Origin of the sequence: Curtobacterium sp. PhB115, assembly GCF_003752025.1 — a bacterium.
GTDB lineage: Bacteria > Actinomycetota > Actinomycetes > Actinomycetales > Microbacteriaceae > Curtobacterium.
Map to the genome: position 1 here is coordinate 971,228 of NZ_RJKR01000005.1, position 24,179 is coordinate 995,406.

Annotated in this window: 21 protein-coding genes and 1 tRNA gene; 10 read left to right on the forward strand and 12 right to left on the reverse strand. The window is 70.2% G+C overall.

Annotated elements, in window-relative coordinates; genetic code table 11:
* Window positions 1-32: 32 nt before the first annotated feature.
* Genes EDF19_RS04775 through EDF19_RS04800 form a run of 6 tightly spaced genes read right to left on the reverse strand, consistent with a single transcriptional unit; the run spans window position 33 to window position 5,331 of the window.
* Window positions 33-959 carry a prenyltransferase gene (locus tag EDF19_RS04775; RefSeq protein WP_123679731.1) on the reverse strand — a complete coding sequence of 309 codons (927 nt, stop codon included), beginning with the start codon at window positions 957-959 and terminating at the stop codon, window positions 33-35.
* Complete coding sequence (locus tag EDF19_RS04780; RefSeq protein ID WP_260216926.1) at window positions 956-1,390, reverse strand: lycopene cyclase domain-containing protein; 435 nt, start codon at window positions 1,388-1,390, stop codon at window positions 956-958. The genes EDF19_RS04775 and EDF19_RS04780 overlap by 4 nt, the downstream gene beginning before the upstream one ends.
* Complete coding sequence (locus EDF19_RS04785; RefSeq protein WP_123679732.1) at window positions 1,387-1,719, reverse strand: lycopene cyclase domain-containing protein; 333 nt, start codon at window positions 1,717-1,719, stop codon at window positions 1,387-1,389. Before EDF19_RS04785 ends, EDF19_RS04780 begins: the two co-directional genes overlap by 4 nt.
* A complete protein-coding gene (gene crtI / locus EDF19_RS04790; protein ID WP_260216927.1) occupies window positions 1,719-3,341 on the reverse strand; it encodes a phytoene desaturase family protein in 1,623 nt (540 codons plus the stop codon). Before crtI ends, EDF19_RS04785 begins: the two co-directional genes overlap by 1 nt.
* Complete coding sequence (locus tag EDF19_RS04795) at window positions 3,338-4,276, reverse strand: phytoene/squalene synthase family protein (RefSeq protein WP_123679733.1); 939 nt, start codon at window positions 4,274-4,276, stop codon at window positions 3,338-3,340. Before EDF19_RS04795 ends, crtI begins: the two co-directional genes overlap by 4 nt.
* Window positions 4,273-5,331: a polyprenyl synthetase family protein gene (locus EDF19_RS04800; RefSeq protein WP_185022678.1), complete on the reverse strand. Its 1,059-nt coding sequence runs from the start codon at window positions 5,329-5,331 to the stop codon at window positions 4,273-4,275. The genes EDF19_RS04795 and EDF19_RS04800 overlap by 4 nt, the downstream gene beginning before the upstream one ends.
* Before the next feature lie 21 nt (window positions 5,332-5,352).
* On the opposite strand from EDF19_RS04800, the gene idi reads away from it, so the two are divergent.
* The 5 genes from idi (at window position 5,353) to EDF19_RS04825 (ending at window position 11,447) form a co-directional block, all read left to right on the forward strand.
* Window positions 5,353-5,895 (forward strand): isopentenyl-diphosphate Delta-isomerase, encoded by a 543-nt coding sequence (gene idi / locus EDF19_RS04805; RefSeq protein ID WP_123679734.1) that lies wholly within the window; start codon window positions 5,353-5,355, stop codon window positions 5,893-5,895.
* Between the two features lie 193 nt (window positions 5,896-6,088).
* Window positions 6,089-7,108: a LacI family DNA-binding transcriptional regulator gene (locus EDF19_RS04810; RefSeq protein ID WP_123679735.1), complete on the forward strand. Its 1,020-nt coding sequence runs from the start codon at window positions 6,089-6,091 to the stop codon at window positions 7,106-7,108.
* 367 nt (window positions 7,109-7,475) lie between these two features.
* Entirely contained in the window at window positions 7,476-8,999 is a 1,524-nt protein-coding gene (mmsA, locus tag EDF19_RS04815; protein ID WP_123679948.1) for a multiple monosaccharide ABC transporter ATP-binding protein, read from the forward strand.
* Window positions 8,996-10,288 carry a multiple monosaccharide ABC transporter permease gene (mmsB, locus tag EDF19_RS04820; protein WP_123679736.1) on the forward strand — a complete coding sequence of 431 codons (1,293 nt, stop codon included), beginning with the start codon at window positions 8,996-8,998 and terminating at the stop codon, window positions 10,286-10,288. Before mmsA ends, mmsB begins: the two co-directional genes overlap by 4 nt.
* Window positions 10,289-10,340: 52 nt before the next feature.
* Window positions 10,341-11,447, forward strand: a complete 1,107-nt coding sequence (locus EDF19_RS04825; protein WP_123679737.1) for a sugar-binding protein — start codon at window positions 10,341-10,343, stop codon at window positions 11,445-11,447.
* A gap of 162 nt (window positions 11,448-11,609) precedes the next feature.
* On the opposite strand, the gene EDF19_RS04830 is transcribed toward EDF19_RS04825, so the two are convergent.
* The 3 genes from EDF19_RS04830 to dcd form a co-directional block, all read right to left on the reverse strand.
* Window positions 11,610-11,954, reverse strand: coding sequence for a DUF86 domain-containing protein (locus EDF19_RS04830; RefSeq protein WP_123679738.1), 345 nt, complete (start codon window positions 11,952-11,954; stop codon window positions 11,610-11,612).
* Complete coding sequence (locus EDF19_RS04835; RefSeq protein ID WP_185022679.1) at window positions 11,951-12,466, reverse strand: helix-turn-helix domain-containing protein; 516 nt, start codon at window positions 12,464-12,466, stop codon at window positions 11,951-11,953. The genes EDF19_RS04830 and EDF19_RS04835 overlap by 4 nt, the downstream gene beginning before the upstream one ends.
* An 80-nt stretch (window positions 12,467-12,546) precedes the next feature.
* Window positions 12,547-13,134, reverse strand: coding sequence for a dCTP deaminase (gene dcd, locus EDF19_RS04840; RefSeq protein WP_123679740.1), 588 nt, complete (start codon window positions 13,132-13,134; stop codon window positions 12,547-12,549).
* An 84-nt stretch (window positions 13,135-13,218) separates the two neighbouring features.
* Here dcd and EDF19_RS04845 point away from each other — a divergent pair, with 84 nt between their 5' ends.
* Together EDF19_RS04845 and EDF19_RS04850 are read left to right on the forward strand one after the other, a co-directional pair.
* Window positions 13,219-14,310, forward strand: coding sequence for a GNAT family N-acetyltransferase (locus tag EDF19_RS04845; protein ID WP_185022680.1), 1,092 nt, complete (start codon window positions 13,219-13,221; stop codon window positions 14,308-14,310).
* Window positions 14,311-14,445: 135 nt separating this feature from the next.
* Window positions 14,446-16,491: a cytochrome c oxidase assembly protein gene (locus EDF19_RS04850; RefSeq protein WP_123679742.1), complete on the forward strand. Its 2,046-nt coding sequence runs from the start codon at window positions 14,446-14,448 to the stop codon at window positions 16,489-16,491.
* Between the two features lie 486 nt (window positions 16,492-16,977).
* On the opposite strand, the gene EDF19_RS04855 is transcribed toward EDF19_RS04850, so the two are convergent.
* From EDF19_RS04855 to EDF19_RS04865, 3 genes are all read right to left on the reverse strand, one after another.
* Window positions 16,978-19,956 carry an Ig-like domain repeat protein gene (locus EDF19_RS04855; protein WP_123679743.1) on the reverse strand — a complete coding sequence of 993 codons (2,979 nt, stop codon included), beginning with the start codon at window positions 19,954-19,956 and terminating at the stop codon, window positions 16,978-16,980.
* Between the two features lie 243 nt (window positions 19,957-20,199).
* On the reverse strand, window positions 20,200-20,547 hold the full coding sequence (locus EDF19_RS04860) for a hypothetical protein (protein WP_123679744.1): 348 nt from the start codon (window positions 20,545-20,547) through the stop codon (window positions 20,200-20,202).
* The gene (locus tag EDF19_RS04865) at window positions 20,537-21,661 is read right to left on the reverse strand and encodes a DUF6177 family protein (RefSeq protein WP_123679745.1); all 1,125 of its coding nucleotides are present in this window, start codon (window positions 21,659-21,661) and stop codon (window positions 20,537-20,539) included. Before EDF19_RS04865 ends, EDF19_RS04860 begins: the two co-directional genes overlap by 11 nt.
* A 199-nt stretch (window positions 21,662-21,860) precedes the next feature.
* Between EDF19_RS04865 and EDF19_RS04870 the strand changes: the two genes are divergently transcribed.
* The 3 genes from EDF19_RS04870 (at window position 21,861) to EDF19_RS04880 (ending at window position 24,131) form a co-directional block, all read left to right on the forward strand.
* A tRNA-Gly gene (locus EDF19_RS04870) sits at window positions 21,861-21,934 on the forward strand.
* A 14-nt stretch (window positions 21,935-21,948) separates the two neighbouring features.
* Window positions 21,949-22,566 carry a GntR family transcriptional regulator gene (locus tag EDF19_RS04875; protein ID WP_123679746.1) on the forward strand — a complete coding sequence of 206 codons (618 nt, stop codon included), beginning with the start codon at window positions 21,949-21,951 and terminating at the stop codon, window positions 22,564-22,566.
* A 116-nt stretch (window positions 22,567-22,682) separates the two neighbouring features.
* On the forward strand, window positions 22,683-24,131 hold the full coding sequence (locus tag EDF19_RS04880; protein ID WP_260216928.1) for an MFS transporter: 1,449 nt from the start codon (window positions 22,683-22,685) through the stop codon (window positions 24,129-24,131).
* The last annotated feature ends 48 nt before the right edge of the window (window positions 24,132-24,179 follow it).

Sequence of the window (24,179 nt, forward strand, 5' to 3'; positions counted from 1 at the left end):
CGGTGCGTCCGTCCAGTCTGTCAGGGGTGCGCTCAGTGCGTGAACGCGTACGCGATGAGTGCCATCGTCACGATGAACCCGGCCAGGTAGTTGATCCAGAGGAACCGCTTCCAGCCGGCGTTCGCAGCCTCGGCGTCCTGGTCCGTGATGTTCCACCACGGCAGCACGTTGAGCGCGTACGGCACGACGACGACGGCGGCGATCGGCCCCGGGAACGCCGAGAACAGCAGCGCGACCCCGGCGACGAGGTACGCCACGAACGCCAGGCGGACGGTTGCCCGGGCTCCGATGACGGTCGCGACGGACCCGATCCCGCCGGCCCGGTCGGCGAGGACGTCCTGCACGGCGCCGAACGCGTGCGAGGCGACGCCCCACAGGAAGAACGCGATGCAGACCGCGACGAGCTGCCCCGTCCAGTGCGGCCCCGCGAGGGCGAGGCCGTAGATCGCCGGCGAGACGAAGTGGGTGCTCGACGTGAGCGAGTCGAGGAACGGCTTCTCCTTGAACCGCAGACCGGGCGCCGAGTACGCGATCACCGCGAAGACGCTGACCGCGAGGACGAGCCACGACCACGGCCCGTTGCCGCTCAGCGCACCGAGCACGACGAGGGCGACGAGGAACGGCACGTTCGTGAGCACGACGGCCCAGAGCGTGGTGCGGTGGACGCTCTTGTCGAGCAGGGCGCCCTCGACGCCGCCCTTCCGCGGGTTCCGCAGGTCGGACTCGTAGTCGAACACGTCGTTGATGCCGTACATCGCGAGGTTGTACGGCACGAGGAAGTACACGACACCGATCAGGAACGCGGCGAGCGAGAACCCGCCGCCACCGTCCACGCCGACCCCGCTGCCAAGCAGGTACGCGGCGCCGAACGGGTAGGCGGTGTTCACCCAGCTGATCGGCCGCGACGACACGAACAGGGCGCGCAGGGTCGACGGCCTGGAGGCGGTGCTGGCGTTCACTTCATGTCCTCTGCTGGTGCTGGGGTCGGGTCGGGCGCGGGGCGCGCGCCGGTCCGGTCGCGTGCGCCTGTCCGGTCGCGTCCGCCGGTCCGGTCGAACAGGACCCACAGGCTCGGCAGCAGCACGATCGCCGCCATCGCGTACGCGAGGTCCTCGACCGGGATCGCCCCGATCGTCGCACCGCTGATGAGCGCGGGGTCGTAGGCGACGATGCGCAGCGTGACGATCACGTTGTCGAACACCATCGTCATCACCAGGAGTGCGATCCCCGCGATGAGCGAGGTCAGCAGGGCGACCCGTCGGCCGGGTCCCGCCTGTCGCCCCGCGGCACGGGCGCGGCGGGCTGCCACGATGCCGGCCACCACGGCGACGATGACGGCGGCGCCGAGGAACGGCAGGGCGAGGAGCGCGTACGCCCCGGAGCCGTTCACGAGCGGCGCCGTTCGGTCGTCCGCTGCACGAGGGGCCGGACGAACCCGACCAGGTCCATCGTCGAGTAGCAGAGGAGCAGCAGGAAGAAGAGTTCCTCGAGCGGGACCTCCGGAGCGAGGAGCACCCCGGTCAGCAGGTGCTGCGGTCCGATGAAGAAGATGCCCGACGCGACCCCGGCGACGTCCCACACCAGGAAGAAGCCCAGGCCGACGGTCATCACGGCTGCCGCTCGCCACGGTGCCCGCCAGAAGAACAGCCGGAAGCGGGCGTCCAGCACGGTCATGCCGACCAGGGACACCACGAGGCCGGCGAGGTACAGCCCCGGCATCAGCTCGTGGCGCCGAGCGGGGTCGGCAGCGGTTCGGTGCTCGTGTCGCCGTGGATGCGCTTCAGCAGGACCTCGGCGCTGATGAGGCACATCGGCAACCCGATCCCCGGGATCGTCGAGGCGCCGACGTAGTACAGCCCCTCGACCTTCGTCGAGGCGTTCTTCTCGCGGAAGAACGCGCTCTGCTTCAGGGTGTGCGCCGGGCCGAGCATGGAGCCGTTCCAGGCGTTCAGGTCGTCGGCGAAGTCCCGCGGACCGATCGTCCGCCGCACACGGATGCGGTCGCGGAGGTCCGGGACGCCGGCGCGCTCGGCCACGACGTCGATGGCGCGGTCGGCGATCCGCTCGACCTCGTAGTCACCGGCGCCGTCGACGCCGCCCTTGCCGATCGACAGGTCTGCCGGCAGCGGCACCAGGATGAAGAGGTTGCTCGACCCTCGTGGTGCGACCGACGGGTCCGTGGCCGACGGCGCGCAGACGTAGATCGACGCGGGATCCGGCACGTGCCGGTCGTCGCCGAAGATGGCGCCGAAGTTCGCCTTCCAGTCCTCGGTGAAGACCAGGGTGTGGTGCAGCAGCCCCGGCGTCGGGCCGTCGATGCCGAGGTACACGAGCACCGCGCTCGGGCCCGGGTCGCGCTCCTTCCAGTGCGCGGCGCCGTGGGTCCGGTGCTCGCGGTCGAGCAGCTGCATCTCGGTGTGCTGCAGGTCGGCGGCGCTCACCACGAGGTCGGCCGGTGCCGTGTGCTGCCCGCCGTCGCGGTCGCGGTGGACGACCCCGGTGGCCACGCCGTCCTCGACGACGATCCGTTCGACCTTCGCCCCGGCGATGATCCGCGCCCCCTCGGCACGGGCGACCCGCTCGACCGCGGAGATGACCTCGGTGATGCCGCCCTTCGGGTACAGCACCCCGTCCGCGAGATCGAGGTGGCTCATCAGGTGGTACATGCTCGGAGCGGCATACGGGCTTGTGCCCAGGAACACCGCGGGGTAGCCGAGGATCTGCCAGAGCCGCCGATCACGGACGGCGGACTCCGCGAAGGTCGCCAGCGGCTCGATGAGCAGGCGCGCGAGCTTCGGCAGCCGGCGCAGGACGTCGGGTGCCGCGAGCTTCGTGAGGTCCTGGAACGTCGTGTAGAGGAATCGGCGGATCGCCATCGCGTAGGTGTCCTCGGCGGACGCGAGGTACTTCCGCATCCGCGCTCCGGCACCCGGTTCGATCGACTCGAACAGTGCGATGTTCGCCTCGCGGTCAGCCCGCAGGTCGACCGGTTCGTCGTAGCCCTCGCTGTAGACGCGGTAGCCCGGGTCGAGCTTCACGAGGTCGAGCTCGGCGTCGGCGGAGGTGCCGAGCAGCTGGAAGAAGTGGTCGAACACCTCGGGCATGAGGTACCAGGACGGACCGGTGTCGAACCGGAAGCCGTCCTGCTCCCACGAACCCGCACGGCCACCGAGCTGGGTCCGCTGCTCGAGCACCGTGACGGCGAAGCCGTCGCGCGCGAGGAGCGCTGCCGCTGCGAGCCCGCTGATGCCGCCGCCGATCACGACGGCGCGACGCGCCGGCACCTTGCGCCGGGTGGTGGAGGTGACGGTCTCCGGACCGGAGGCGCGGGGCGGGGTCACGCCGTGCCTCCCGTCCGACGCCGGGTCGCGCGCGACCGCACCGGCGCACGTCCGGCGAGTACCTGTGCGGCCAAGCGCGCCTTCACCGGGTTCGGGACGCGCACGCGCGTCGTCACCAGCTGCGACGCCGGGGTCGCCGCGATGCGGTCGTTGAGCTCCTGGAACAGCGCGTGGGCGAGGGCGACGGCGTTGCGGGCGTCCGCCGGCAGCAACCGGATGGTCCGCGCGGCGTGGTCGAGGTCGGCCTGCACGTCGGCGACGAGACGGTCCTTCGTGGCCTCGTCGAACGTCCGGATGTCGACACCCGGGAAGTACGAGCGGCCGAGGACCTCGAAGTCGGCGTGCAGGTCGCGCAGGAAGTTGACCTTCTGGAACGCGGCGCCGAGCGCGCGGGCACCGCCGACGAGTTCCGCCTGGTCGAAGGTGGGCCGGCCCGCTCGGTACACGAACGCCCGCAGGCACATCAGCCCGACGACCTCGGCCGAGCCGTCCACGTACGCCGCGAACGAGGCGTCGTCGTGCTCGGTGCGGTCGAGGTCCATGCGCATCGACGCGAAGAACGGCTTCGTGAGTTCCGGACCGAAGCCCGTCACACGAGCCGTCCGGGCGAAGGCGTGCACGACCGGGTTCACCGAGAAGCCCAGTGCGATCGCACGCTCGGTGTCGGCCTCGAGCTCGTCGAGGACCGTCCGAGCGAGCTCCGGGCCGAGCCCCGCCTCGGTCGCGGGACCGTCGACGACCTCGTCGGCGACCCGCACGAGGGCGTAGACGTTGCGGATGTGCTCGCGCGAGTCCTTCGACAACAATCGGGAGGCGAGCCCGAACGACGTCGAGTACCGGTCGATGACGACGCTCGAGGCGGCCTCGGCGGTGGCGTCGTACAGGGGCAGGCGGCCGGGCTGCACGCTGACCGGCCTGGTGGTGCTGGTCGTCACCGGGCGCGCTCCACGAGTTCGTTCACGAGGCCCTCCAGGCGGTCGGCGAGGTCGTACGGCAGTCCGGACAGCTCGGCGCGGGCGAGTGCGACGTGCTCGGCGATCCGGGACTCTGCAGCGGCTCGGGCACCGCACGTGACCAGGGTCGCACGGAGTTCGGCCGCGCGCTCCTCGGTGAGGTCCGGGTCGCCCAGGTACGGCGACAGCTCCGGCCAGCAGTCGGTGGTGGCGGCGTACGCGATGAGCATCGTGCGCTTGCCCTCGCGCAGGTCGCCGAGGACGCTCTTGCCGGTCGTGGACTCGTCGCCGAAGACCCCGAGCAGGTCGTCGACGATCTGGTAGGCGATGCCGATCTCGCGGCCGAAGGCGCCGAGCGCGGCGACGACCGTCTCGGGCGCGCCGGCGAGCACGGCGCCGGACTGCAGCGGCGCCTCGAACGAGTAGACGCTCGTCTTCGCGCGTTCCATCGCCAGGACCTCGTCCACCGTCGGCATCACGCCGAGCGACAGGTCGACGTCCGCCATCTCGCCCGCAGCGCTCGCGAACACGGCGTCGTCCAGGATCTCGAGCAGTCGGGACCGGGCGTCGCCGGTGACCCCGGACGACTCCACGAACCGGGGCGCGGCTGCGAGGGCGAGGTCGCCGGCGATGACCGCCGCGCTCATCCCCCGGTGCTCGGCGGTCGGCAGCGGCAGCCCCCCGGTGGTGCCGTTGTCGCGGAACGACCCGGCGACGTTGGGGCGGCCACGCCGGGACCAGTCGCGGTCGATGACGTCGTCGTGCACGACCAGTGCGGTGTGCAGGAGTTCGTAGGCGGCGGCGATGTGCGCCGCGGCGTGGGCGTCGGTGCCGCCGGAGCCGGCGTACGCGGTGAGGACCATGCGGGGCCGGAAGCGCTTGCCGCCGATGCTCGCCTTGCGGAGCACCCGCCAGAGTTCCTCGGACGACCCGCCGAACCGCTGGGCCCGGGCCGAGGACACGGTGAAGAAGCGCTCGAGGCAGTCGTCCACGAGCGAGAGGTCGATCGCCGCCGCGGTGGCCACTTCTTCGCTCATTGGCCTAACCTATCCGAGCAGATGAGCACATTCCCGGAAACCGTGGTGCTGCTGGACGACGACCGTACCCCGGTCGGCACGGCGGACAAGTTCACGGTGCACACAGACCACACGCCCCTCCACCTCGCGTTCTCGTGCCACGTGCGGAACACCGACGGCGACGTCCTGGTGACCCGACGCGCCCTGTCGAAGAAGACCTGGCCGGGTGTGTGGACGAATACGTTCTGCGGGCACCCCGGGCCGGACGAGTCCTTCGAGGACGCCATCGCCCGTCGGGCCTCGCGTGAACTCGGGATCACCGTGCGCGACGTCGAGCTCGTGCTGCCGGACTTCCGGTACCGGGCGGTCGACGCCTCCGGGATCGTCGAGAACGAGGTCTGCCCGGTGTTCCGCGCCGTGACCGACGACCTGCCGGCCCCCGCGGACGACGAGGTCGCCGAGTACGCGTGGATCTCCGAGGACTCGCTGCGGGCCGCCGTCGCCGGTGCGCCGTTCGGCTGGAGCCCGTGGCTCGGCTGGCAGCTGACCGAGCTCGAGGCCGCAGACCTGCACATCACGCGCTGACGCGCGGTCGCGCTGACGCGGTGCACGCTGACGCGGTGCGCGCTCCCCGCGCGGACGCCCGGCGATCGGCCGCTGGCGCGATCCCTCGGGGACGTTCAGGTGGCGTCGATCCGCCGGACGTGCATAATGATCTGGCTCGGAATGTGAACGTGCACATCGACGTGACGCGGCACCCGGGCGGAAACGAGCAGCAATGGCGTCATCGCGGGCACAGCAACCGCGTTCGCCCAGCATCCGTGACGTCGCACGGATCGCGGGCGTCTCCCACCAGACCGTGTCGCGGGTGCTGAACAACTCCGACGCCATCCGCGACGCCACGCGCGACAAGGTCCTCGCGGCGATGGAGCAGCTGCAGTACCGGCCGAACCGTGCTGCGCGGGCCCTGGTCACGAGCCGGACCCACACGATCGGCGTCCTGACGGCCCGGCGCGCCCACTACGGCCCGGCGGTCGCGCTGCAGGCCATCGAGGACGCCGCGATGCTCCGCGGGTACTCGGTGACCACGGCGAACATCACCGACGCCACCGACGCCGCCGTCCGCGAGGGCCTCGGGCACCTGCTCGACCTGGACGTCGAGGGCATCGTCGTCATCGCACCGCAGCAACGGGTGTTCGACCTGATCGAGGAACTCGGCATCCGCACGCCGTACGTCACGATGCGTTCGAGCGTCGGCGAGGACCCGACGGCCCTCTGGGTCGACCAGATGGAGGGCGCGCGGCTCGCCACGGAACACCTGCTCGACCTCGGCCACGAGTACGTCCGGCACATCGCCGGGCCACAGGACTGGATCGAGGCAGACGCGCGCATGCAGGGCTTCCTCCGCGCCATGTCCGACCGCGACATGCCCGTGGTGGCTCCGATCCTGGGCGACTGGACCGCGGACTTCGGCTACCACGCCGGCCGCGAACTCCTGCGGTGGCGGGACTGCACGGCGGTCTTCTGCTCGAACGACCAGATGGCGCTCGGCGTCATGCACGCCGCGCGCTCGTACGGGCTCGACGTACCGGGTGACCTGTCGGTGGTCGGCTACGACGACATCCCCGAGGCGAAGCACTTCTGGCCACCGCTCACCACGGTGCAGGTCGACTTCGCCGAACTCGGGCGCCGCTGCGTCGACCTGCTCCTGCCCGGTGACGACGAGCTCCTCCGCCCGATCGACATCGTCCCGCAGCTCGTCGTGCGTGCGTCCACGGGAGCCCCGCGCGGCCGTTGACGCGACCGCGTGACGGACGGGAGGCCCGTGGCGGGCCCGCCCCGCGCCTCCCGTCCGGGGGACGTCAGCGCCAGATCACGCGGGCCGTTACGAAAACGCGACCAATCCGAATTGACAGCCGCCCCGAGGCTGTGCGTAAATTACCTCCGTTCAGCCGATGTGACCGTTCACATGAGCGTCACACCAGGCCGGACACCGGACGCGACAACGAAGTCCACACAGACCCCTGTGCCCATTCGCTGCCGCAGCAGAACCACCCGAACGACTGCCGCGGCGAAGCGGCAGAAGGAGATGCACTGTGGCGTCAACCCCGATCGACACCGGCCTCGAGACCCGGTCGATCACCGCACCCGAGACCATCCTCGAGATGCGCTCGATCACCAAGGAGTTCCCTGGTGTCAAGGCGCTGTCAGAGGTCTCGCTCAACGTCCGTGCCGGCGAGATCCACGCGATCTGCGGCGAGAACGGCGCTGGCAAGTCGACCCTGATGAAGGTCCTGTCGGGCGTCTACCCGTACGGCACCTACAGCGGCGAGATCGTCTACGAGGGCGAAGAGGTCCGCTTCAAGGACATCAAGCAGTCCGAGCAGGCCGGCATCGTCATCATCCACCAGGAGCTCGCGCTCATCCCCGAGCTCTCGATCACCGAGAACCTGTTCCTCGGCAACGAGCCCGGCCGCTTCGGCGTCATCGACTGGACCTCGGCCCAGCTCCGTGCGCAGGACCTGCTCGCCCGCGTCGGCCTCGCCGACGACCCGGACACGCAGATCAAGAACATCGGTGTCGGCAAGCAGCAGCTGGTCGAGATCGCGAAGGCCCTGCACAAGGACGTCAAGCTCCTCATCCTCGACGAGCCGACCGCCGCGCTGAACGAGAACGACTCCCAGCACCTCCTCGACCTGATCGTCGGGCTGAAGGCCAAGGGCATCTCGAGCATCATCATCAGCCACAAGCTCAACGAGATCGAGCAGATCGCTGACGAGATCACGATCATCCGCGACGGCAAGACCATCGAGACGCTGAACGTCAAGGGCGACGGCGTCAACGAGGACCGCATCATCCGCGGCATGGTCGGCCGCTCGCTCGAGAGCCGGTTCCCGGACCGCACCCCGAAGATCGGCGAGACCTTCTTCGAGGTCCGCGACTGGACGGTGCAGCACCCGCTCGACTCCAGCCGCCTGGTCTGCAAGAGCTCGAACTTCCACGTGAAGCGCGGCGAGATCGTCGGCTTCGCGGGCCTGATGGGCGCCGGACGCACCGAGCTGGCGATGAGCCTGTTCGGTCGCTCCTACGGCACCTGGCTCGGCGGCGAGATCATCAAGGACGGCCACGAGATCAAGGTCACGAACGTCCAGCAGGCGATCCAGAACGGCATGGGCTACGTCTCCGAGGACCGCAAGGCCCTGGGGCTCAACCTGCTCGACACGGTGAAGCGCTCGACGGTCTCCGCCGATCTGCAGAAGATCTCCAAGGCCGGCGTCGTCGACTCCATCGAGGAGTACGACGTCGCCGAGAAGTACCGCAAGATGCTCCGCACCAAGGTGCCGACCGTCGAGGAGAACGTCGGGAAGCTCTCCGGCGGGAACCAGCAGAAGGTCGTGCTCTCCAAGTGGATGTTCACCGACCCGGACATCCTGATCCTCGACGAACCGACCCGCGGCATCGACGTGGGCGCGAAGTTCGAGATCTACGGCATCATCCAGGAGCTCGCTGCACAGGGGAAGGGCATCATCCTCATCTCCTCCGAGCTCCCCGAACTCCTCGGCCTCTCCGATCGCATCTACACGATCTTCGAGGGCCAGATCACGGCCGACGTCGCAGCTGACCAGGCCGATCCAGAAACGCTCATGCGCAGCATGACCTCCGCGCGGAAGGGCGCTCCCGTCTCATGAACAACCTGAAACTGCTCTTCGGCAAGGGCAACAGCATCGGCCAGTACGGCATGATCATCGCGCTCGTCGCGATCGTCATCTTCTTCTGGTTCACCACGGACGGGCTCATCCTCGAGCCGACCAACGTGATCAACCTGTTCCTGCAGTACTCCTACATCCTCATCCTCGCGCTGGGGATGGTCATGGTGATCATCGCCGGTCACATCGACCTGTCCGTCGGATCGGTGGCGGCGTTCGTCGGCATCATCGTGGCGCAGTCGATGGCCGTCTGGCACTTCCCGGTCTGGCTGGCGATCGTGCTCGGCCTGGTCGTCGGTGCACTCGTCGGAGCATGGCAGGGCTTCTGGGTGGCGTTCGTGAAGGTCCCCGCCTTCATCGTGACGCTGGCCGGCCAGCTCATCTTCCGTGGCGCGAACCAGATCATCGGTTCGTCCACCTCCGTCCCCACGCCCGACGCCTACAACAGCATCGGCTCCGGCTTCCTCGGTGACTTCGGTCCGGACTTCGGGTTCTCGAACGGCACGCTGCTCATCGGCTTCGTGACCATCGCGGTCCTGATCATCGTCGAGGTCCGCGGCCGTGCCCGTCGTCGCAAGATGCAGGCCGAGGTCCCGCCGCTGTGGGTCTCGATCGTCCGCACCGGCATCCTCGTCGCCGTCACGCTGTTCGCCACGTACCTGTTCGGCGCCGGCCCGGTCGGCACGTCGATCCCGATCGTCGCGATCATCCTCGGCGTCCTGACGATCATCTACGGCTTCGTCACCAAGAACACGATCTTCGGTCGCCAGGTCTACGCGGTCGGTGGCAACGCCAACGCGGCGGTCCTGTCCGGCGTCAGCGCCCGCAAGGTCAACTTCTTCGTCATGGCGAACATGTCGGTCCTCGCCGCGATCGCCGGCATGGTGTTCGTCGGGTACTCGAACGCCTCGGGTCCCGCGGACGGCACCGGCTGGGAGCTCGACGCGATCGCCGCCGTGTTCGTCGGTGGCGCAGCGGTCGCCGGTGGCATCGGCACCATCTCCGGGTCCATCATCGGTGGTCTCGTGATGGCGCTCCTGTCGAACGGCCTGCAGCTGATGGGCATCGAGTCGAACAAGGTCCAGATCATCCGCGGCCTCGTCCTGCTCGTCGCCGTCGCCTTCGACGTCTACTCGAAGTCGCAGGGCCGCCCGTCGCTCATCGGCGGCATGATGCGGCAGTTCCAGCGGAAGGACGGCAACGAAGCACCCGTCGTCCAGCAGCAGCCGCGATCCATCGAGGACCAGCCCGACAAGATCACCCTCCCCTAGTCCAACCCTTCCCCTCACAGCACCACCACCTCAACGAAGAGAAAGCAATCTCATGCGCAAGAAGCTCATCGCCGGCATCGGCCTGGCACTCGTCGCGGGCCTGGCCCTCAGCGGCTGCTCGGCTCGTGGCACCTCCGACTCGGGCGACGCCTCGGGTTCGTCCATCAAGAAGGGCGACCTCATCGGCGTCGCGCTCCCCGCGAAGACCTCGCAGAACTGGGTGCTCGCGGGCGCCGCGTTCAAGAAGTCGATCGAGGACGCCGGCTTCAAGGCCGACATCCAGTACGCCAACGCCGGCAACCCCGTCCCGGACCAGCAGTCGCAGATCTCGGGCATGGTCACCAAGGGCGCGAAGGCGATCATCATCGGTGCCGCCGATGGTTCGCAGCTCGGCTCGCAGGTCAAGGCCGCCAAGGCCCAGGGCGCGACCGTCATCGCCTGGGACCGCAACATCCTGAACACGAAGAACGTCGACTACTACGTCGCGTTCAACAACTTCAAGGTCGGCCAGCTGCAGGCCCAGGCACTGCTCAAGGGCCTCGAGGAGAAGAAGGGCGACGGACCGTACAACGTCGAGCTCTTCGCCGGTTCGCCGGACGACGCGAACGCGACCGTGTTCTTCAACGGTGCGATGGACGTCCTCCAGCCGAAGATCGACGACGGCACGCTCAAGGTCGTCTCGGGTCAGACCACGTTCGCCAAGGTGAACACGCAGGGCTGGCTCGCGCAGAAGGCCCAGTCGCGCATGACCGACCTCCTCGCGCAGTACTACACGGGTGACACCAAGCTCGACGGCGTCCTGTCGCCGAACGACACCCTCGCCCGTGCGATCCTCACCGCGACCAAGGCCGCCGGCAAGGACAACCCCGTCGTGACCGGGCAGGACTCGGAGACCGCCTCCATCCCGCTCATCATGAAGGGCACGCAGTACTCGACGATCTACAAGAACACCACGGAAGAGGCCCAGGCGGCCGTCGACCTGGTGTCCACGCTGTCGAAGGGCGACAAGCCGGACACGAAGATCGACAAGACGAACAACTACAACGGCGTCAAGACCGTCCCCGCGATCGAGCTCACCCCGATCCTCGTCACGAAGGACAACGCGGTCGAGGCCTACAAGGGCAACGACACCCTCGAGGCACTCGCCAAGAAGGGCTGATCTCCCCAGCACACACGGACGGCCCCGTCTCGCTTCGGCGAGACGGGGCCGTCCCGCGTTCCGGGGGCCGAGCGGACGACGGACTGGAGGCGCGGCGCACGTCGTGATCCGTGCCTCCCGTCCGGTGGTGGTCCGGACCACCACCCGGCGCGAGACGCGCGGTCAGGCGTGGGCGCGCAACCGCCGTGCCGCCTCGGCGAGGTGCGGCACGTCCGTGTGGGCCGTCCCGGAGACGACCGCACGGGTGGTGTCGAAGTAGCGCCGGGTCAGCCGCTCTCCGAGGTCGGACACCCGCGCCCACGGGATGCTCGGTTCGCTCGCGGTCAGGCTCGCGGGCAGCACGCGGACCGCTTCGCCGATCTCGACCAGGCGCATCCGGACGGCGTCGTGCACGAGTTCCTCCGGGAGCCGCTCGTCGTCGACGTAGCGGCGGATGGCCTCGCACGCGCCGATGACGTCGTCGAGCCGGTCACTGACGGCACGGTGGCCGGTGGGCTCCTGGCTCACAGCGCGACCGCTCCCCGCACGACCTCGGGGCTCATGCCCGCGGCGTCGACGACGTCGACCCGCACCCCGAGCAGGCGTTCCGCGGCGTCCTGGATCCGCATCAGCGCGAAGATGCCGAGTCCTGCATCCACGTCGATCATCAGGTCGACGTCGCTGCCCGGGCCGTCGTCGCCCCGGGCCACACTGCCGAAGAGCCTGGGGTTCCGGCCGCCGAACCGCTCCACGATGCCGATGAGCTCGCGGCGGACCGCTGCCACGCGTTCCCGGAGCGGTGGGGGTTCCTCGACCGGGTGGAGGTCGATCGTCGTCGTGAACCCCGCCGCCCGGAGCATCCGCTGCAGTGCCGCGAGCGACGGTTCGCGGCGGCCGTTCTCGTACGTGCTGATGACGCTCTGGGTGACGCCGGCTCGGCGTGCGAGCTGCACCTGGGTCAGTTCGGCGCGGTCGCGGGCATCGCGGATGAGCGCGGCCGCGGACACCGACGGCGCGGGTCGTGAAGGGACTGCGGACATGCTGCAACGATACACAGAATGCGACATTTCGTCCGCCGTCGGTGTACCGCGTCTCGGTCGAGTCGCCGGCGGCCCTGCGGTCAGCGCGGCGAGGAGACGTCCGCTCGGTGGAAGTTCGTCGCGGAGCGCGAGGCCGTCGGGCCGCGCTGCCCCTGGTACCGGGACTGGTACTCGGCCGAGCCGTACGGCTTCTCGGCCGGGCTCGACAGCTGGAAGAAGCAGAGCTGGCCGATCTTCATCCCCGGCCACAGCTTGATCGGCAGGGTGGCGACGTTCGACAGCTCGAGCGTCACGTGCCCGGAGAACCCGGGGTCGATGAAGCCGGCCGTGGAGTGGGTCAACAGGCCGAGGCGTCCGAGCGAGCTCTTGCCCTCGAGCCGGGCGGCGATGTCGTCCGGCAGCGTCACGACCTCGAACGTCGAACCGAGCACGAACTCACCCGGGTGCAGCACGAACGCCTCGTCCGGGTCGGTCTCCACCAGGCGCGTCAGGTCCGGCTGGTCGACCGCCGGGTCGATGTGCGGGTACTTGTGGTTGTCGAAGAGCCGGAAGAACTTGTCGAGCCGGACGTCGATGCTCGACGGCTGGACGAGCGACGCGTCGTACGGGTCGAGGCCGATGCGGCCCTCGGCGAGCTGGGCGGTGATGTCGCGATCGGAGAGCAGCACGCGCAGAAGCCTAGCGGCAGGACGATCGGTCCCGGTATGCTGCCAGGCTGCCCAGCGTCGGGTTCGGCGGCGTTCGGAGGGACCATGACCACCTACAGCGTCGACGAGCTCGTCGTGCCCGCGACGATGAACGACGATCCGGCGACGGTGCAGTCCTTCCGGGACTGGCTCGCCGTGTCCGACGCGGCCGAGGTCGGGGTGCACGGCCTCCCCGAACTCGCGTGGACACCGGAGGAGTACCTGCCGATGTGCCACGAACCCGGTGCGCCGAGCCGGCTCTTCGCGGTGCGCGACACCGACGGCGCCGTCGTGGCCGCCGGGTCGTACGACACCAAGCAGGAGGCGGGGACGACGAACTGCTGGCTGGCCGCCGGCGTCGCCCCGGAACACCAGCGCCGTGGGATCGGCACGCTGCTCGCGGACCACCTCGAGGGGGTCGCCCGCGCCGACGGCCGGACGCAGTGGAAGACGTACGCCGTGTCCCGGCAGGTCGGACCGGCTGCGGGGCCCGGGTACGTGCAGGCACCGACCGGCTTCGGGGCGGTGCCGGTCGACGAGGCCGGCGTGCGGTTCCTGACGGCGCGCGGCTGGCGGTTCGGTCAGGTGAACCGGATCAGCCGGCTCCCGCTGCCGGCCGACCACTCGGTGGTGCGCGAACTCCACGACCGCGCCTCGGCGGCAGCGGGGCCGGACTACCGGGTGCACTCGTGGACCGGTCGGACGCCCGGCGAGTGGCTCGACGGGATCGCGCTGCTCGAGACCCGGATGAGCACCGACGCCCCGTCGGGCGACATGGCGGAGCCCGAGGACGTCTGGACCGCCGAGCGTCTGCGGGCGCACGAAGAGGAGCTGGCCCGGGCGCCGCGGTCGATGCTCACCGTCGCCGTCGAGCACGTCCCGACCACCACCTTGGCCGGTTTCACGCAGCTCGCGGTGCCGGACGATCCAGCACGACCGGCCATGCAGTGGGACACGCTCGTCCTCCGCGAGCACCGTGGGCACCGGCTCGGCTGGCTCCTCAAGGTGGTCGGGATCGAGGAGCTCGAACGGTCGTTCCCCGGTCGACCGTCGATCGTGACGTTCAACGCGGAGGAGAACCGGCCGATGCTCGACGTCAACGAGGCGGTCGGGTTCACCGGGGTCGGCTGCGAGGGGATCTGGGAGCGACGCGTCTGAGCGAGCGGGGCAGTGGGCGTGACCCTGTGGCGGGCCGCAGCCCGCCCTGCGGACTGACACCCCGCCTCCAGACCGCTCCGCCTACCATGGAGGGTCCGCGGTCTCGCGGACGCACGCGTCCCTGGAACAAGGTTGATGACCGTCACATCCCCCGCAACCCAGCCGGGAGGCCCGGCACCGGAATCCGCGCCCGTCACCGCGCGCACGTCCACCGTCGCGACGGTCCTGGTCATCGCGATCCCGCTCGCGGCGGCGTGCTCGGTCCTCGGCATGACGGTCACCGGTGCCTTCACCGCGAGCCAGCAGCTGGTCTCCGCCGGCGACGTCGTCGAGTACGGCCTGCCGATCGCCCGCGTGGTGCACGACACCATGGCCGCGCTCACCATCGGGCTGCTCATCGTCGCGGCGTTCGCGCTGCCGGCGCAGAAGAAGGACCACCGCTCGATGTCGAGCGTGCAGCACCGAGCCACCCGGTGGGCCGCGGCGACCGGGGCGGTCTGGTTCCTCGCCGCCGCCGTGAGCATCGTCCTCACGGGGGCGAACACCCTCGGCGTCCCGCTCACGAGTCCGGTGTTCGCCCGGAACTTCATGCTCTTCGCGTTCCAGGTCGAGATCGGGCAGGCGCTCGTCGTCTCCGCCGCCGCCATCCTCATCGCCACCGTCATCGCGGCGTTCGCGACCCGGGTCACGACCCTCGCGATCGCCACGGTGTTCGGCCTCTTCGCGCTGCTCCCCCTCGCACTGTCCGGCCACGCCGCCGGGTCGCTCGAGCACGCGAACGCGGTCAACTCGCTCGCGATCCACCTGATCGGTGTCTGCGTCTGGGCCGGCGGGCTCGTCGCCGTCGTCGTGCTGCGGACGAGGACGAAGGGGGCCACCGGCCGTGTGGTCTCCCGGTACTCGACCCTCGCCGCATGGTCGTTCGGCGCCGTCGCGTTCTCCGGCATCGTCAACGCCTCGCTGCGACTGACCGGTCCGCTCGACCTCGTCACCACCCCGTACGGCGCGCTCATCACCGTCAAGGCCGCGATCCTGGTGCTGCTCGGGCTCGCCGGCGTCGTGCAACGCCGGAAGCTCGTGCCCGGTCTGCTCCGCGCACCCCTCGACCGCCGACTGTTCACGCGGTTCGCCCTGGCCGAGATCGTCTTCATGGCCGTCGCGATCGGCGTCTCCGTCGCCGTCTCCCGGTCGCAGCCGCCGATCCCGCAGACCCCGGAGACGGGCGAGGACACCCGCTCGGGCCTGATCGGGTTCCCCTTCCCGCCAGCGCAGACCATGCAGACGTACCTGACGCAGTGGCACATCGACTGGGTGTGGCTCGGGCTCGCCGTGGTCGGCGCGGTCTGGTACCTGCTCGCCGTCCGGAAGCTGCGGAAGCGCGGGGACAAGTGGCCCGTCGGGCGGACCATCGCCTGGCTGATCGGCTGCGCCCTCTTCATCTGGACCACCTCGGCAGGCCCCGCCGTCTACGGCATGATCCACTTCTCGTCGCACATGCTCCAGCACATGCTGCTGATGATGTTCGTGCCGCTGCCGCTCGTGCTCGGCGGACCGGTGCTCCTGGCACTGCGGACCCTGCCGGTACGGAACGACGGGTCTCGGGGCGCCCGCGAATGGCTCATGCTCTTCGTGCACTCGCGTTACATGCAGTTCATGGGGAAGCCCGCCGTCGCCGGTGTGATCTTCGCCGGGTCGCTCGTGGTGTTCTACTTCACGCCGGCGTACCAGGCGGCGATGCAGTCCCACGAGTGGCACGTCGCGATGGTCGTCCACTTCGTGCTGAGCGGCTACCTGTTCTTCTGGGTGTTCGTCGGGGTCGACCCGGGGCCGAAGCGTCCGCCGTACCCGATCCTGATCATCGCGCTGCTGGCCACCCTGGCGTTCCACGCGTTCTTCGGTGTCGCCGTGATGACCTCGCAGTCGGTGTTCGCGGTCGACTGGTTCCACGCGCTCGGGCAGACGAACGACGCCGCACTGCTCGACGACCAGCACACCGGTGGCGGGATCGCCTGGGGCGCGTCCGAGCTGCCGATGGTCTTCGTCGCGCTGCTCGTGGTGAAGAACTGGATGCGCACCGACAAGCGGGAGGCAAAGCGCCTCGACCGCAAGGCCGAGCGCGACGGGGACGCCGACCTGAAGGCGTACAACGAGCGGCTCGCGGCGATGAACGAGCGCGACTGAGGCGCTGCGGGCGGGGGGCTGCGCGGGGGCGGGCTTCGGGGCTCCGTTTCCGCAGTGTGCGAGGTTCCGTTCACGGTGCGACGCCGAACGGGTCGCACACTGCGCGGAACCTCGCACCGTGCGAGCCGCGCGGGCCGGGCTCTCGCACCGTGCGACCTGCGCGCCCGGTTGACCTCGCACCGTGCGACCCGGAGCCAGTGTGCGAGGTTCCGTTCACCGTGCGACGCCGAACAGGTCGCACACTGCGCGGAACCTCGCACCGTGCGAGCCGCGCGGGCCGGACCCTCGCACCGTGCGACCCACGCGCCCGGTTGACCTCGCACCGTGCGACCCGGAGCCAGTGTGCGAGGTTCCGTTCACCGTGCGAGGCCGAACGGGTCGCACACTGCGCGGAACCTCGCACCGTGCGAGCCGCGCAGGCCGGACACACGAAGAACCGCGCACCAGGCGTGAGCCCGGTGCGCGGTTCTGTCGTGACGTCGCTGGTTACTCGGCGGCGGCGGTGTCGACGACCGCACCGCGAGCGGCCCGGGTCCGACGAGCCATCAGGAGCACGAGGCCCGCGATGAGCAGGGCGGCGCCCAGGGCGATGCCGGTGCCGATCGCGACCGGAGCACCCGTGAACGCGAGCTCGCCGGTGCCGGCGGGCACGGCGGAGGCGGACGCACTCGGCGCGGCGGGCGCCCTCGTGGCGACCGGAGCCGTCGTGGCACCCGGGACCGTGGGGTCGGCCGTGACGGGTGCCGAAGCCGTGGGCTCCGACGTCGGCTCGTCCGTGGGGTCGGGCGTCGGCTCCTCGGTGGGGGCCGCAGCGACGACGATCTCGAGCGAGCTGCTCGAGGCAGCGAACGAGGCATCACCGCTGTACGCGGCGGTCACCGTGTTCGTGCCGACCGGCAGTGCGTCGGTCTCGCAGGTCGTCTCCGGCAGGGTGACGGTGCAGAGGACGGAGCCGTCCGCGGCGGTGAACGTCACGGTGCCGGTCGCACCCTCGGGCAGGCCGGAGGCGGTCAGGCGGACCTTCGCGCCCACGACCGGGGCGGTCGCGTCGGTGCTCGCCACGAGCTCCGTCGACTGTGCGGTCACGACGAGGTCGAACGGCGCACCGTCGGCGGGCTCGTAGTTGTCGTCGCCGCTGTAGTGGGCGTGCACGGTGTACTTGCCGCCGGGCAGGTTCGCCGGGATCGCACACGTGGTGTCGGGCAGCGTCGCGGTGCAGAGGACGGTGCCGTCGTCCGTGACGTACTCGATGGTGCCGGTGGCGTCCTCGGGCACGTTCGGGGTGTCGAGCGTGGTGGTCTCACCGTGCGTGACCGTCACCGTGGTGTCGGGTGCGGTCGGCTCGCCACCCTCGCTCGGGTCGCCGCCCTCGCTCGGGTCGCCGCCTTCGCTCGGGTCACCGCCACCGGTGCCGGGCTGGGTACCGATGGTCGTCGAGGCCTTGCGGACCGTCAGGTCCACCGCGACCGAGGCCGACCCGGTGTGCAGGGCGTCACCGGAGTAGACGGCGGTGACGGTGTGCGTGCCGGCGCTCAGGCCCTCGGCGACGCAGCTGGTCTCGGGCAGGGTCGCCGTGCACAGGAGGCTCTCGCCCTCGCGGTACTCGATGGTGCCGGTCGGGGCGGCGACCGTGTCGGTGCCGGAGCCGAGGCCGGTCACGTCGAGCGTGATCGGCTCACCGTAGGCGGCGGACGACGGGGTCGTCGTCAGCGTGACCTCGGTCGAGACCTTGGTCACGGTGAGCGCACCGCTGTCGGTGGCGCCGGTGTGGTCGGCGTCGCCCTCGTACGTGGCGGTGAACCCGGTCGTGCCGACCTTCGAGGTCGGGACGTCGCACGATGCGGCGCCGTCGACGATCTTCGCCGTGCAGAGGTCCGCGCCGGACTCGGTGTCGGTGAAGACGACCGACCCGGTGGGTGCGGTGGCGCCGGACTCCTCGGACGAGGCGACCTTCGCGGTCAGGGTGGCGGTGTCGCCGACGGTCGCGGTGGCGTCGGCGACGGACAGCGACGTGCCCTGCGGCTCGACGGTCAGGTCACCGGTGACGGTCACGGCCTCGGCGTCGGTCGACGCGACGACGGTGGAGATCGTCGCCGAGCGCGCGGCGCCGGTCACCGTGTACGGGATGGAGAGCGTCGGCAGCACCGTGCCGGGCGCGAGGGGCGATGCCGCGTCGACGGCCTGGTCGCAGGTGACGACCCGTCCGACCGGCGGCTGGCAGGTCCAGCCCGCACCGGTCACGCCGGAGACGTCCGGCGTGACGCCGGCCGGGAACGTGGTCGTGGTGCGCACGAGCTGCGACTCCGAGCCGCCGTCAGCGGAGACGGAGGGGGTGACCGTGTACGCGCCGGAACCGGCGTGCGCGACGGTGGCCGGGTCTCCAGTGCTGGCGGTCAGGGCCGGGACCGGACCGGCGGCCGTCGTGGTGCGGAGGTAGTTGACCTCGTGGATGTCGTTCTGTCCGCCGGTGCCCGCGACCCACCCGTAGGTGAGCTTGTAGGGGTAGCCGGTGGCCGGGTCGACCCACGACGGGTCGACGTTCGCGGCGTTCGTGCCGGTGAGCTCCGGGAGCGCACCGCGGACGACCTGCTGCGTGCCGCCGATCGAGGTGAAGACGACCGCGTACTGGCCGGCGGGGACGGAGACCGACGGGTTGTCCTGGGCGGCGAGCGCCGACGAGGTCGGGTTGATCACGATCTCGACGGGCACCTTGGCCTGCGAGCGGTTCGTGACGTCGGTCTTGTTGAGCGAGCCGTTGACCACGGTGCGGGACTGGACGCAGTACCCGGTGCTGCCGTCGCCGGGGCCACGGACCGTCACGGCGTTCGCGGTGAGGGAGCCGTTCGTGCCGGCGTCGTTCGTGCAGCCGCTGCCGCCGAACTGGCGGTTGCCGAAGTTGCCGAAGCGGTCGAGACCGATGCCGAGGTACGCGTGGGACAGGCCCTGCGCGTTGTTCGCGGTGCTGGCGCTGTAGCCGAGCGACCCGCCGAGGTACCCGATCTTGGCCGGCACGGTCGGGTTGTACGGGTCGGTCGCGGCGAGGTAGAACACGATGCCGTCGGCCGAGGTGCCGTTGTACTGGTAGCTGTCGAACACCGCGTCGATGCCCTTGGTGATCGGCACGGACTGCTTCGCACCGAGACCGCCGGCCTGGTCGTTCACCGCACCGGTCAGCCGGAGCGCGCCGGCGTCCGGGGCGTCGGAGGCACCGGCGCACGTCGGGACGGAGCCGTCGTTGGTGGTGCCGGAGCCGGGCTTCGCGGTGAGGCACGCGACGTTCGCGGCGCCCGACTGCGTCGACGGCATGATGTACGCGTTGCCGGCGCTGATGCCGGTGAACCCCTCGTTGACGAAGGTGGTCTGCGCCGGTGCCGCGGCGGACGCGGCAGTCGTGCCGGCCCCCACGAGCGCGACGCCCGCGAGACCGGCGATGACCACGCCGGTGAGGATGCTGCGCGCACGCATGACGGCACGCTTCTGGGATTGTGAACGCACTGGAGCCCTGTTCAGTGAGAAGAGCGGTGCCGACGAGGAGCGGAACCGCCCGGCTCGTCGGCTCGGGTCTTCACACCGTAGAGGCGGTCTGAGTACTCACCGGTCTCGAAACGGGCGATCGCACCAGAACTGGGGGCACGGTCGAGCCGCAGAACGCGGCTGCACACCGCGGAACGCAGCAGCGCGGGCCGCGCGCCGCGCGCCGCGCGCGCGTCAGTCGCCGTGGACGATGCAGACCGCGTCGAGGTCCAGCGCAGCCTCGAGCGCAGCCGAGATGCCCGACTCGCCGTCGGACCCGGCCGGCGTCACGGTGTCGACCCACCAGAGCGGGGTCGTGAGCGTCGGGGCGTCCGGCAGGATCCGCTCGACCTCGTCGAGGGAGTCCACGCGCCGGACACCGAGCACCGTGATCACCGGGTGGGTGGCGTCACGGCAGACCTGCATCATCGGGCCGTCGTCGAGCGCTCGGACCCCCCACGTCTCGTCGTGCAGCAGCAGCGCCTCGGCCACCTCGCGCGTCTCGACGGGCTGACGGCAGAGGATCGTGACGTCACGCGGCACCCTGACCCCCAGCGACGCGGACGTGGCCGTCGAGGGTGCCCTCGTCGTGCGCCGGGTCGAGCGGCGCACCGCCGACGAGTTCGAGGAACCGGTCCTCGTCGATGCGGTCGAGGAAGGACTCGAGCGCCTCCCAGCCGTCCTCGAACCGGACGATCATCCCGCTGTCACCGGCGTCGCCGCCGTCTGCACCCGATCCGTCGGTGTCGGACGCACCAGCACCGGCTGCCCGCCGAGCGCCGAACGTCGCCGTCGTCGTGCGCGGTGGTGGCCACACCCCGTCGCGGTCCAGGAACCCGGAGGCCTCGGGGCCGACGACGACCGCCAGGGGCGACGGTTCGCCGTGCGAGACCGCACGAACGAGGTGGTCGGCGTCGCCGCGGCGCTGCATCACCACGCCGAACACCGGGACGACCTCGTCCGCGACCTGCTGCACGGCGTCGAACAACCGGTTCGCGAGCTCGGGATCGGTGTTCTCCTCGGGGACGGTCAGGACGGCGGCCATCGTCTCGACGACGACCCTGTCGACCAGGTGCGCGGTCATCGTGGCGGAGAAGCCCTCGCCGACGGCGTACGACGTGGAGACGCCCGGGGCCTCGTGCTTGGCGTACTGCGTGACGACCCAGCGGTCCCACGGCACCGCGAGCGGCTCGGCGGTGCCCCAGCGGGTGGGACAGGTGCCGACGGTGTGGCACAGGGCCTCGATCGCGGAGCCCATGTCGATCGCCCGCTCGGCGTGGTGGCGGAGCGTCAGGTCGATGCTGATCTGCCGGACCGAGTCGGCGGAGACGGGGTGTTCCGGCGACGGAGTGCCGACGAGTTCGGGGCCGCGGTGCACGAAGTCCTCGATCCCGGAGGCGGCGACCCCGGTCCGTCCGTCGCGCAGGGTCCCGTCGAAGTCGGCGACGGCCCAGGCCGCTCCGTACGCACCGAGGGCGTGGCGGAGGGCGGGCGTGACGGCGGATTCGCGGCCGGTGCGGAGCACGACCATGCGTCCGGCGGCCGCGGAACGGCGGAGCAGGGAGGCGAGCGCCTCCGTCAGCCACACGACCGGCGATGCGGACTCGACCACGATTGCGGGGCCGACCACGTCGTCGATGAGGGGATGCCTGACCATCCGGTCCTCCTCGGGTTCTTCGGCGCTGGATCTCCCTGGACGGTACACACGTCTCACGACACCTGTCCGTCAGGCTGGCGTGCTCACAGCGGAGACTCGGGAGGCCCGCCACACGTCCGGCAGGAGGCGTACGGTGCGCGGTCGGCTGGCTTCCAGGCGAGAATCCGCTAGGCTTGCCGAGTCCCGTTCTGCGGGGTGCGCGAGTGTAGTTCAATGGTAGAACTCCAGCTTCCCAAGCTGGTAGCGCGGGTTCGATTCCCGTCACTCGCTCCAACTAGCATCGTGCTGTGGAGTCCAAGCCGGCATCTGTCCTCAAGGCGATCAGGGCCGAGATCATCGCCGGGACGCTTGCACGCGGTTCCCGGCTGAAGGAAGACACCCTCGCCGAACGCTTCGGCGTTTCGCGGGTTCCCGTGCGCGAGGCACTCCGGCAGCTGGAGACCGAGGGGTTCGTCGAGTCCGAGAAGTTCAAGGGCGTCCGGGTCGCCGACTCCTCGACCGAGGTGGTCATCGAGCTCATGCAGATCCGACGCGGGCTCGAGGTGCTGGCCGCGGAGCTGGCCGCTCGTCGCCAAGGCGGTGAGTGCGCCGACCTGCTCCGCGCCGTCGGTCGCGAGGAACGCTCCGACCAAGAGGTCGAGGCCGCGCAGTCGCCGCGGTTCGCATTCCACGGACTGGTGGCGCGTGCCTCGGGCAACAGCCGGCTCGAGACGATGATCGATCACCTCATCCATCAGACGGCGTGGGCGTTCGAGCGCGTGACGCAGGACGAGGTGGCCTCGAGCAGCGATGACCACACCGCCGTCGCCGGTGCGATCCTGCGCGGCGCGTCGGTGCAAGCGGGGCTCCTGATGGACGAGCACCTGCGCCGCGACGAGGCGATCTACCGAGCGCTGAACTCGTAAGAACGTATACGAAGCGAGAACGTAGTCCGCCTGAAACCAGCCCGAAACAGCCTTTCGTATACAAAAGAGTGACCGCACGGTGCACCCACCTCACTCTTCCCCCGCTGGAGTTACGAATGTCTGCTGTAACCCGCTCCACCGCACCAACCCGAACCGCGTCCACCGCCCGACCCGAGGGCGGCATCGGATCCGCCCTCGACTCGATCGGATTCACCCGGGCCCAGTTCTGGGTCCTCATGCTCATCCTGGCCGGGGAGTTCTTCGACACGCTCGAGCAGAACTCGGTCGGCGCCATGGCCACCAACATCAAGGCTTCGCTCGCCATCGGCGACGTGCAGCTCTCCACGATCAACACCGCCACCGTCTTGGGTGGCCTGGTCGGACGGTTCCTGGCCGGCTGGCTCGCCGACAAGTACGGTCGGCGGTTCTCGCTCGGGCTCAACCTGCTCGTCTACACGCTCGGCGGACTCCTCAGCGCAGTCTCCTTCAACTTCGACATGTTGCTCGTCAGCCGCTTCATCGTCGGGATCGGCGTCGGCGGCGAGTTCATGATCGGCATCGCGATGCTGTCCGAGATGGTGGCCACCAAGTACCGCGGTGGCCTCATCGCGACCATCAACGTCGGCGCTGGCGGCATCGGCAACTTCATCTCCTACGGTCTGTTCCTCCTGCTGCTCGGCCCGCTCGCCGTCCCGCTCGGCGGCGACGACCACGTCTGGCGCTGGAGCTTCGTCATCCTCGCGATCCCCGCGCTGTTCGTCGTCCTGTACCGGCGCAAGCTCCCGGAGACGCCGCGCTGGCTCTTGTCGAAGGGCCGGGTCGACGAGGCCAACCGCTCCCTCGCGGTCCTCGCCTCGAACACGCTCACCCCGCCCGCCGATGCGGCTCCTCCGGTGCGCTTGACGCCGGCCGACCTGCCACCGGTCGCCCTGCACTCGTCGCCCGCAGCCGTGTTCCACAAGCTGGTGCTCCGTCGGACGATCGCGATCGGCGTCGCCTCGTGGATGGCCTTCGGCGTGCAGGTCACGCTGAACTTCCTGATGCCGACCCTGCTCGTCGAGCGTGGCTACACGGTGTCGCAGAGCCTGCTCTACACGATGATCATGAACATCGGATCGCTCCTCGGGTGCACGGCAGCAGCGCTCCTCGCCAACCGGGTCGGACGGCGGCCCCTCATCGCCGTCGCGGGCGTCCTCGGCTGCCTCACCGCCCTGGCGTTCGCGGCCTTCGGCAACGACACCGCCGCGATCCTGGTGCTCGGCGCCCTGTTCCAGTTCTTCACGATGCTGACGAACACCACCCTCGCGGCGTGGACCGCCGAGGTCTACCCGACCGCGATCCGTGCCTCCGGCGCCTCGATCGTCAACGGCATCGGCAACATCGCCGGAGCGGTCATGCCGTTCGCCGCGATCGCGCTGTACGGCTCGTGGGCCTTCGCCGGTGTCTTCGGACTCGCCGCCGTCATGTACGCGGTCCTCGTGGTCGCGTCACGCTTCGCCCCGGAGACCCGCGGCCGGTCGCTCGAGGACGTCAACGAGAACGCCCTCTCCACCACCACCGCCTGACCGAACTGCCCACCGCACCAACCGCACCACCCCGGTGGGCCGGGCACC

Coding starts and splice junctions, on each gene's coding strand:
- EDF19_RS04800 (WP_185022678.1), bottom strand. CDS start 5,331: ATGAGCGAAGAAGTGGCCACCGCGGCGGCGATCGACCTCTCGCTCGTG.
- mmsB (WP_123679736.1), top strand. CDS start 8,996: ATGAACAACCTGAAACTGCTCTTCGGCAAGGGCAACAGCATCGGCCAG.
- EDF19_RS04810 (WP_123679735.1), top strand. CDS start 6,089: ATGGCGTCATCGCGGGCACAGCAACCGCGTTCGCCCAGCATCCGTGAC.
- mmsA (WP_123679948.1), top strand. CDS start 7,476: ATGCGCTCGATCACCAAGGAGTTCCCTGGTGTCAAGGCGCTGTCAGAG.
- EDF19_RS04865 (WP_123679745.1), bottom strand. CDS start 21,661: ATGGTCAGGCATCCCCTCATCGACGACGTGGTCGGCCCCGCAATCGTG.
- EDF19_RS04825 (WP_123679737.1), top strand. CDS start 10,341: ATGCGCAAGAAGCTCATCGCCGGCATCGGCCTGGCACTCGTCGCGGGC.
- EDF19_RS04845 (WP_185022680.1), top strand. CDS start 13,219: ATGACCACCTACAGCGTCGACGAGCTCGTCGTGCCCGCGACGATGAAC.
- EDF19_RS04850 (WP_123679742.1), top strand. CDS start 14,446: ATGACCGTCACATCCCCCGCAACCCAGCCGGGAGGCCCGGCACCGGAA.
- EDF19_RS04785 (WP_123679732.1), bottom strand. CDS start 1,719: ATGCCGGGGCTGTACCTCGCCGGCCTCGTGGTGTCCCTGGTCGGCATG.
- idi (WP_123679734.1), top strand. CDS start 5,353: ATGAGCACATTCCCGGAAACCGTGGTGCTGCTGGACGACGACCGTACC.
- EDF19_RS04880 (WP_260216928.1), top strand. CDS start 22,683: ATGTCTGCTGTAACCCGCTCCACCGCACCAACCCGAACCGCGTCCACC.
- EDF19_RS04855 (WP_123679743.1), bottom strand. CDS start 19,956: ATGCGTGCGCGCAGCATCCTCACCGGCGTGGTCATCGCCGGTCTCGCG.
- EDF19_RS04835 (WP_185022679.1), bottom strand. CDS start 12,466: ATGTCCGCAGTCCCTTCACGACCCGCGCCGTCGGTGTCCGCGGCCGCG.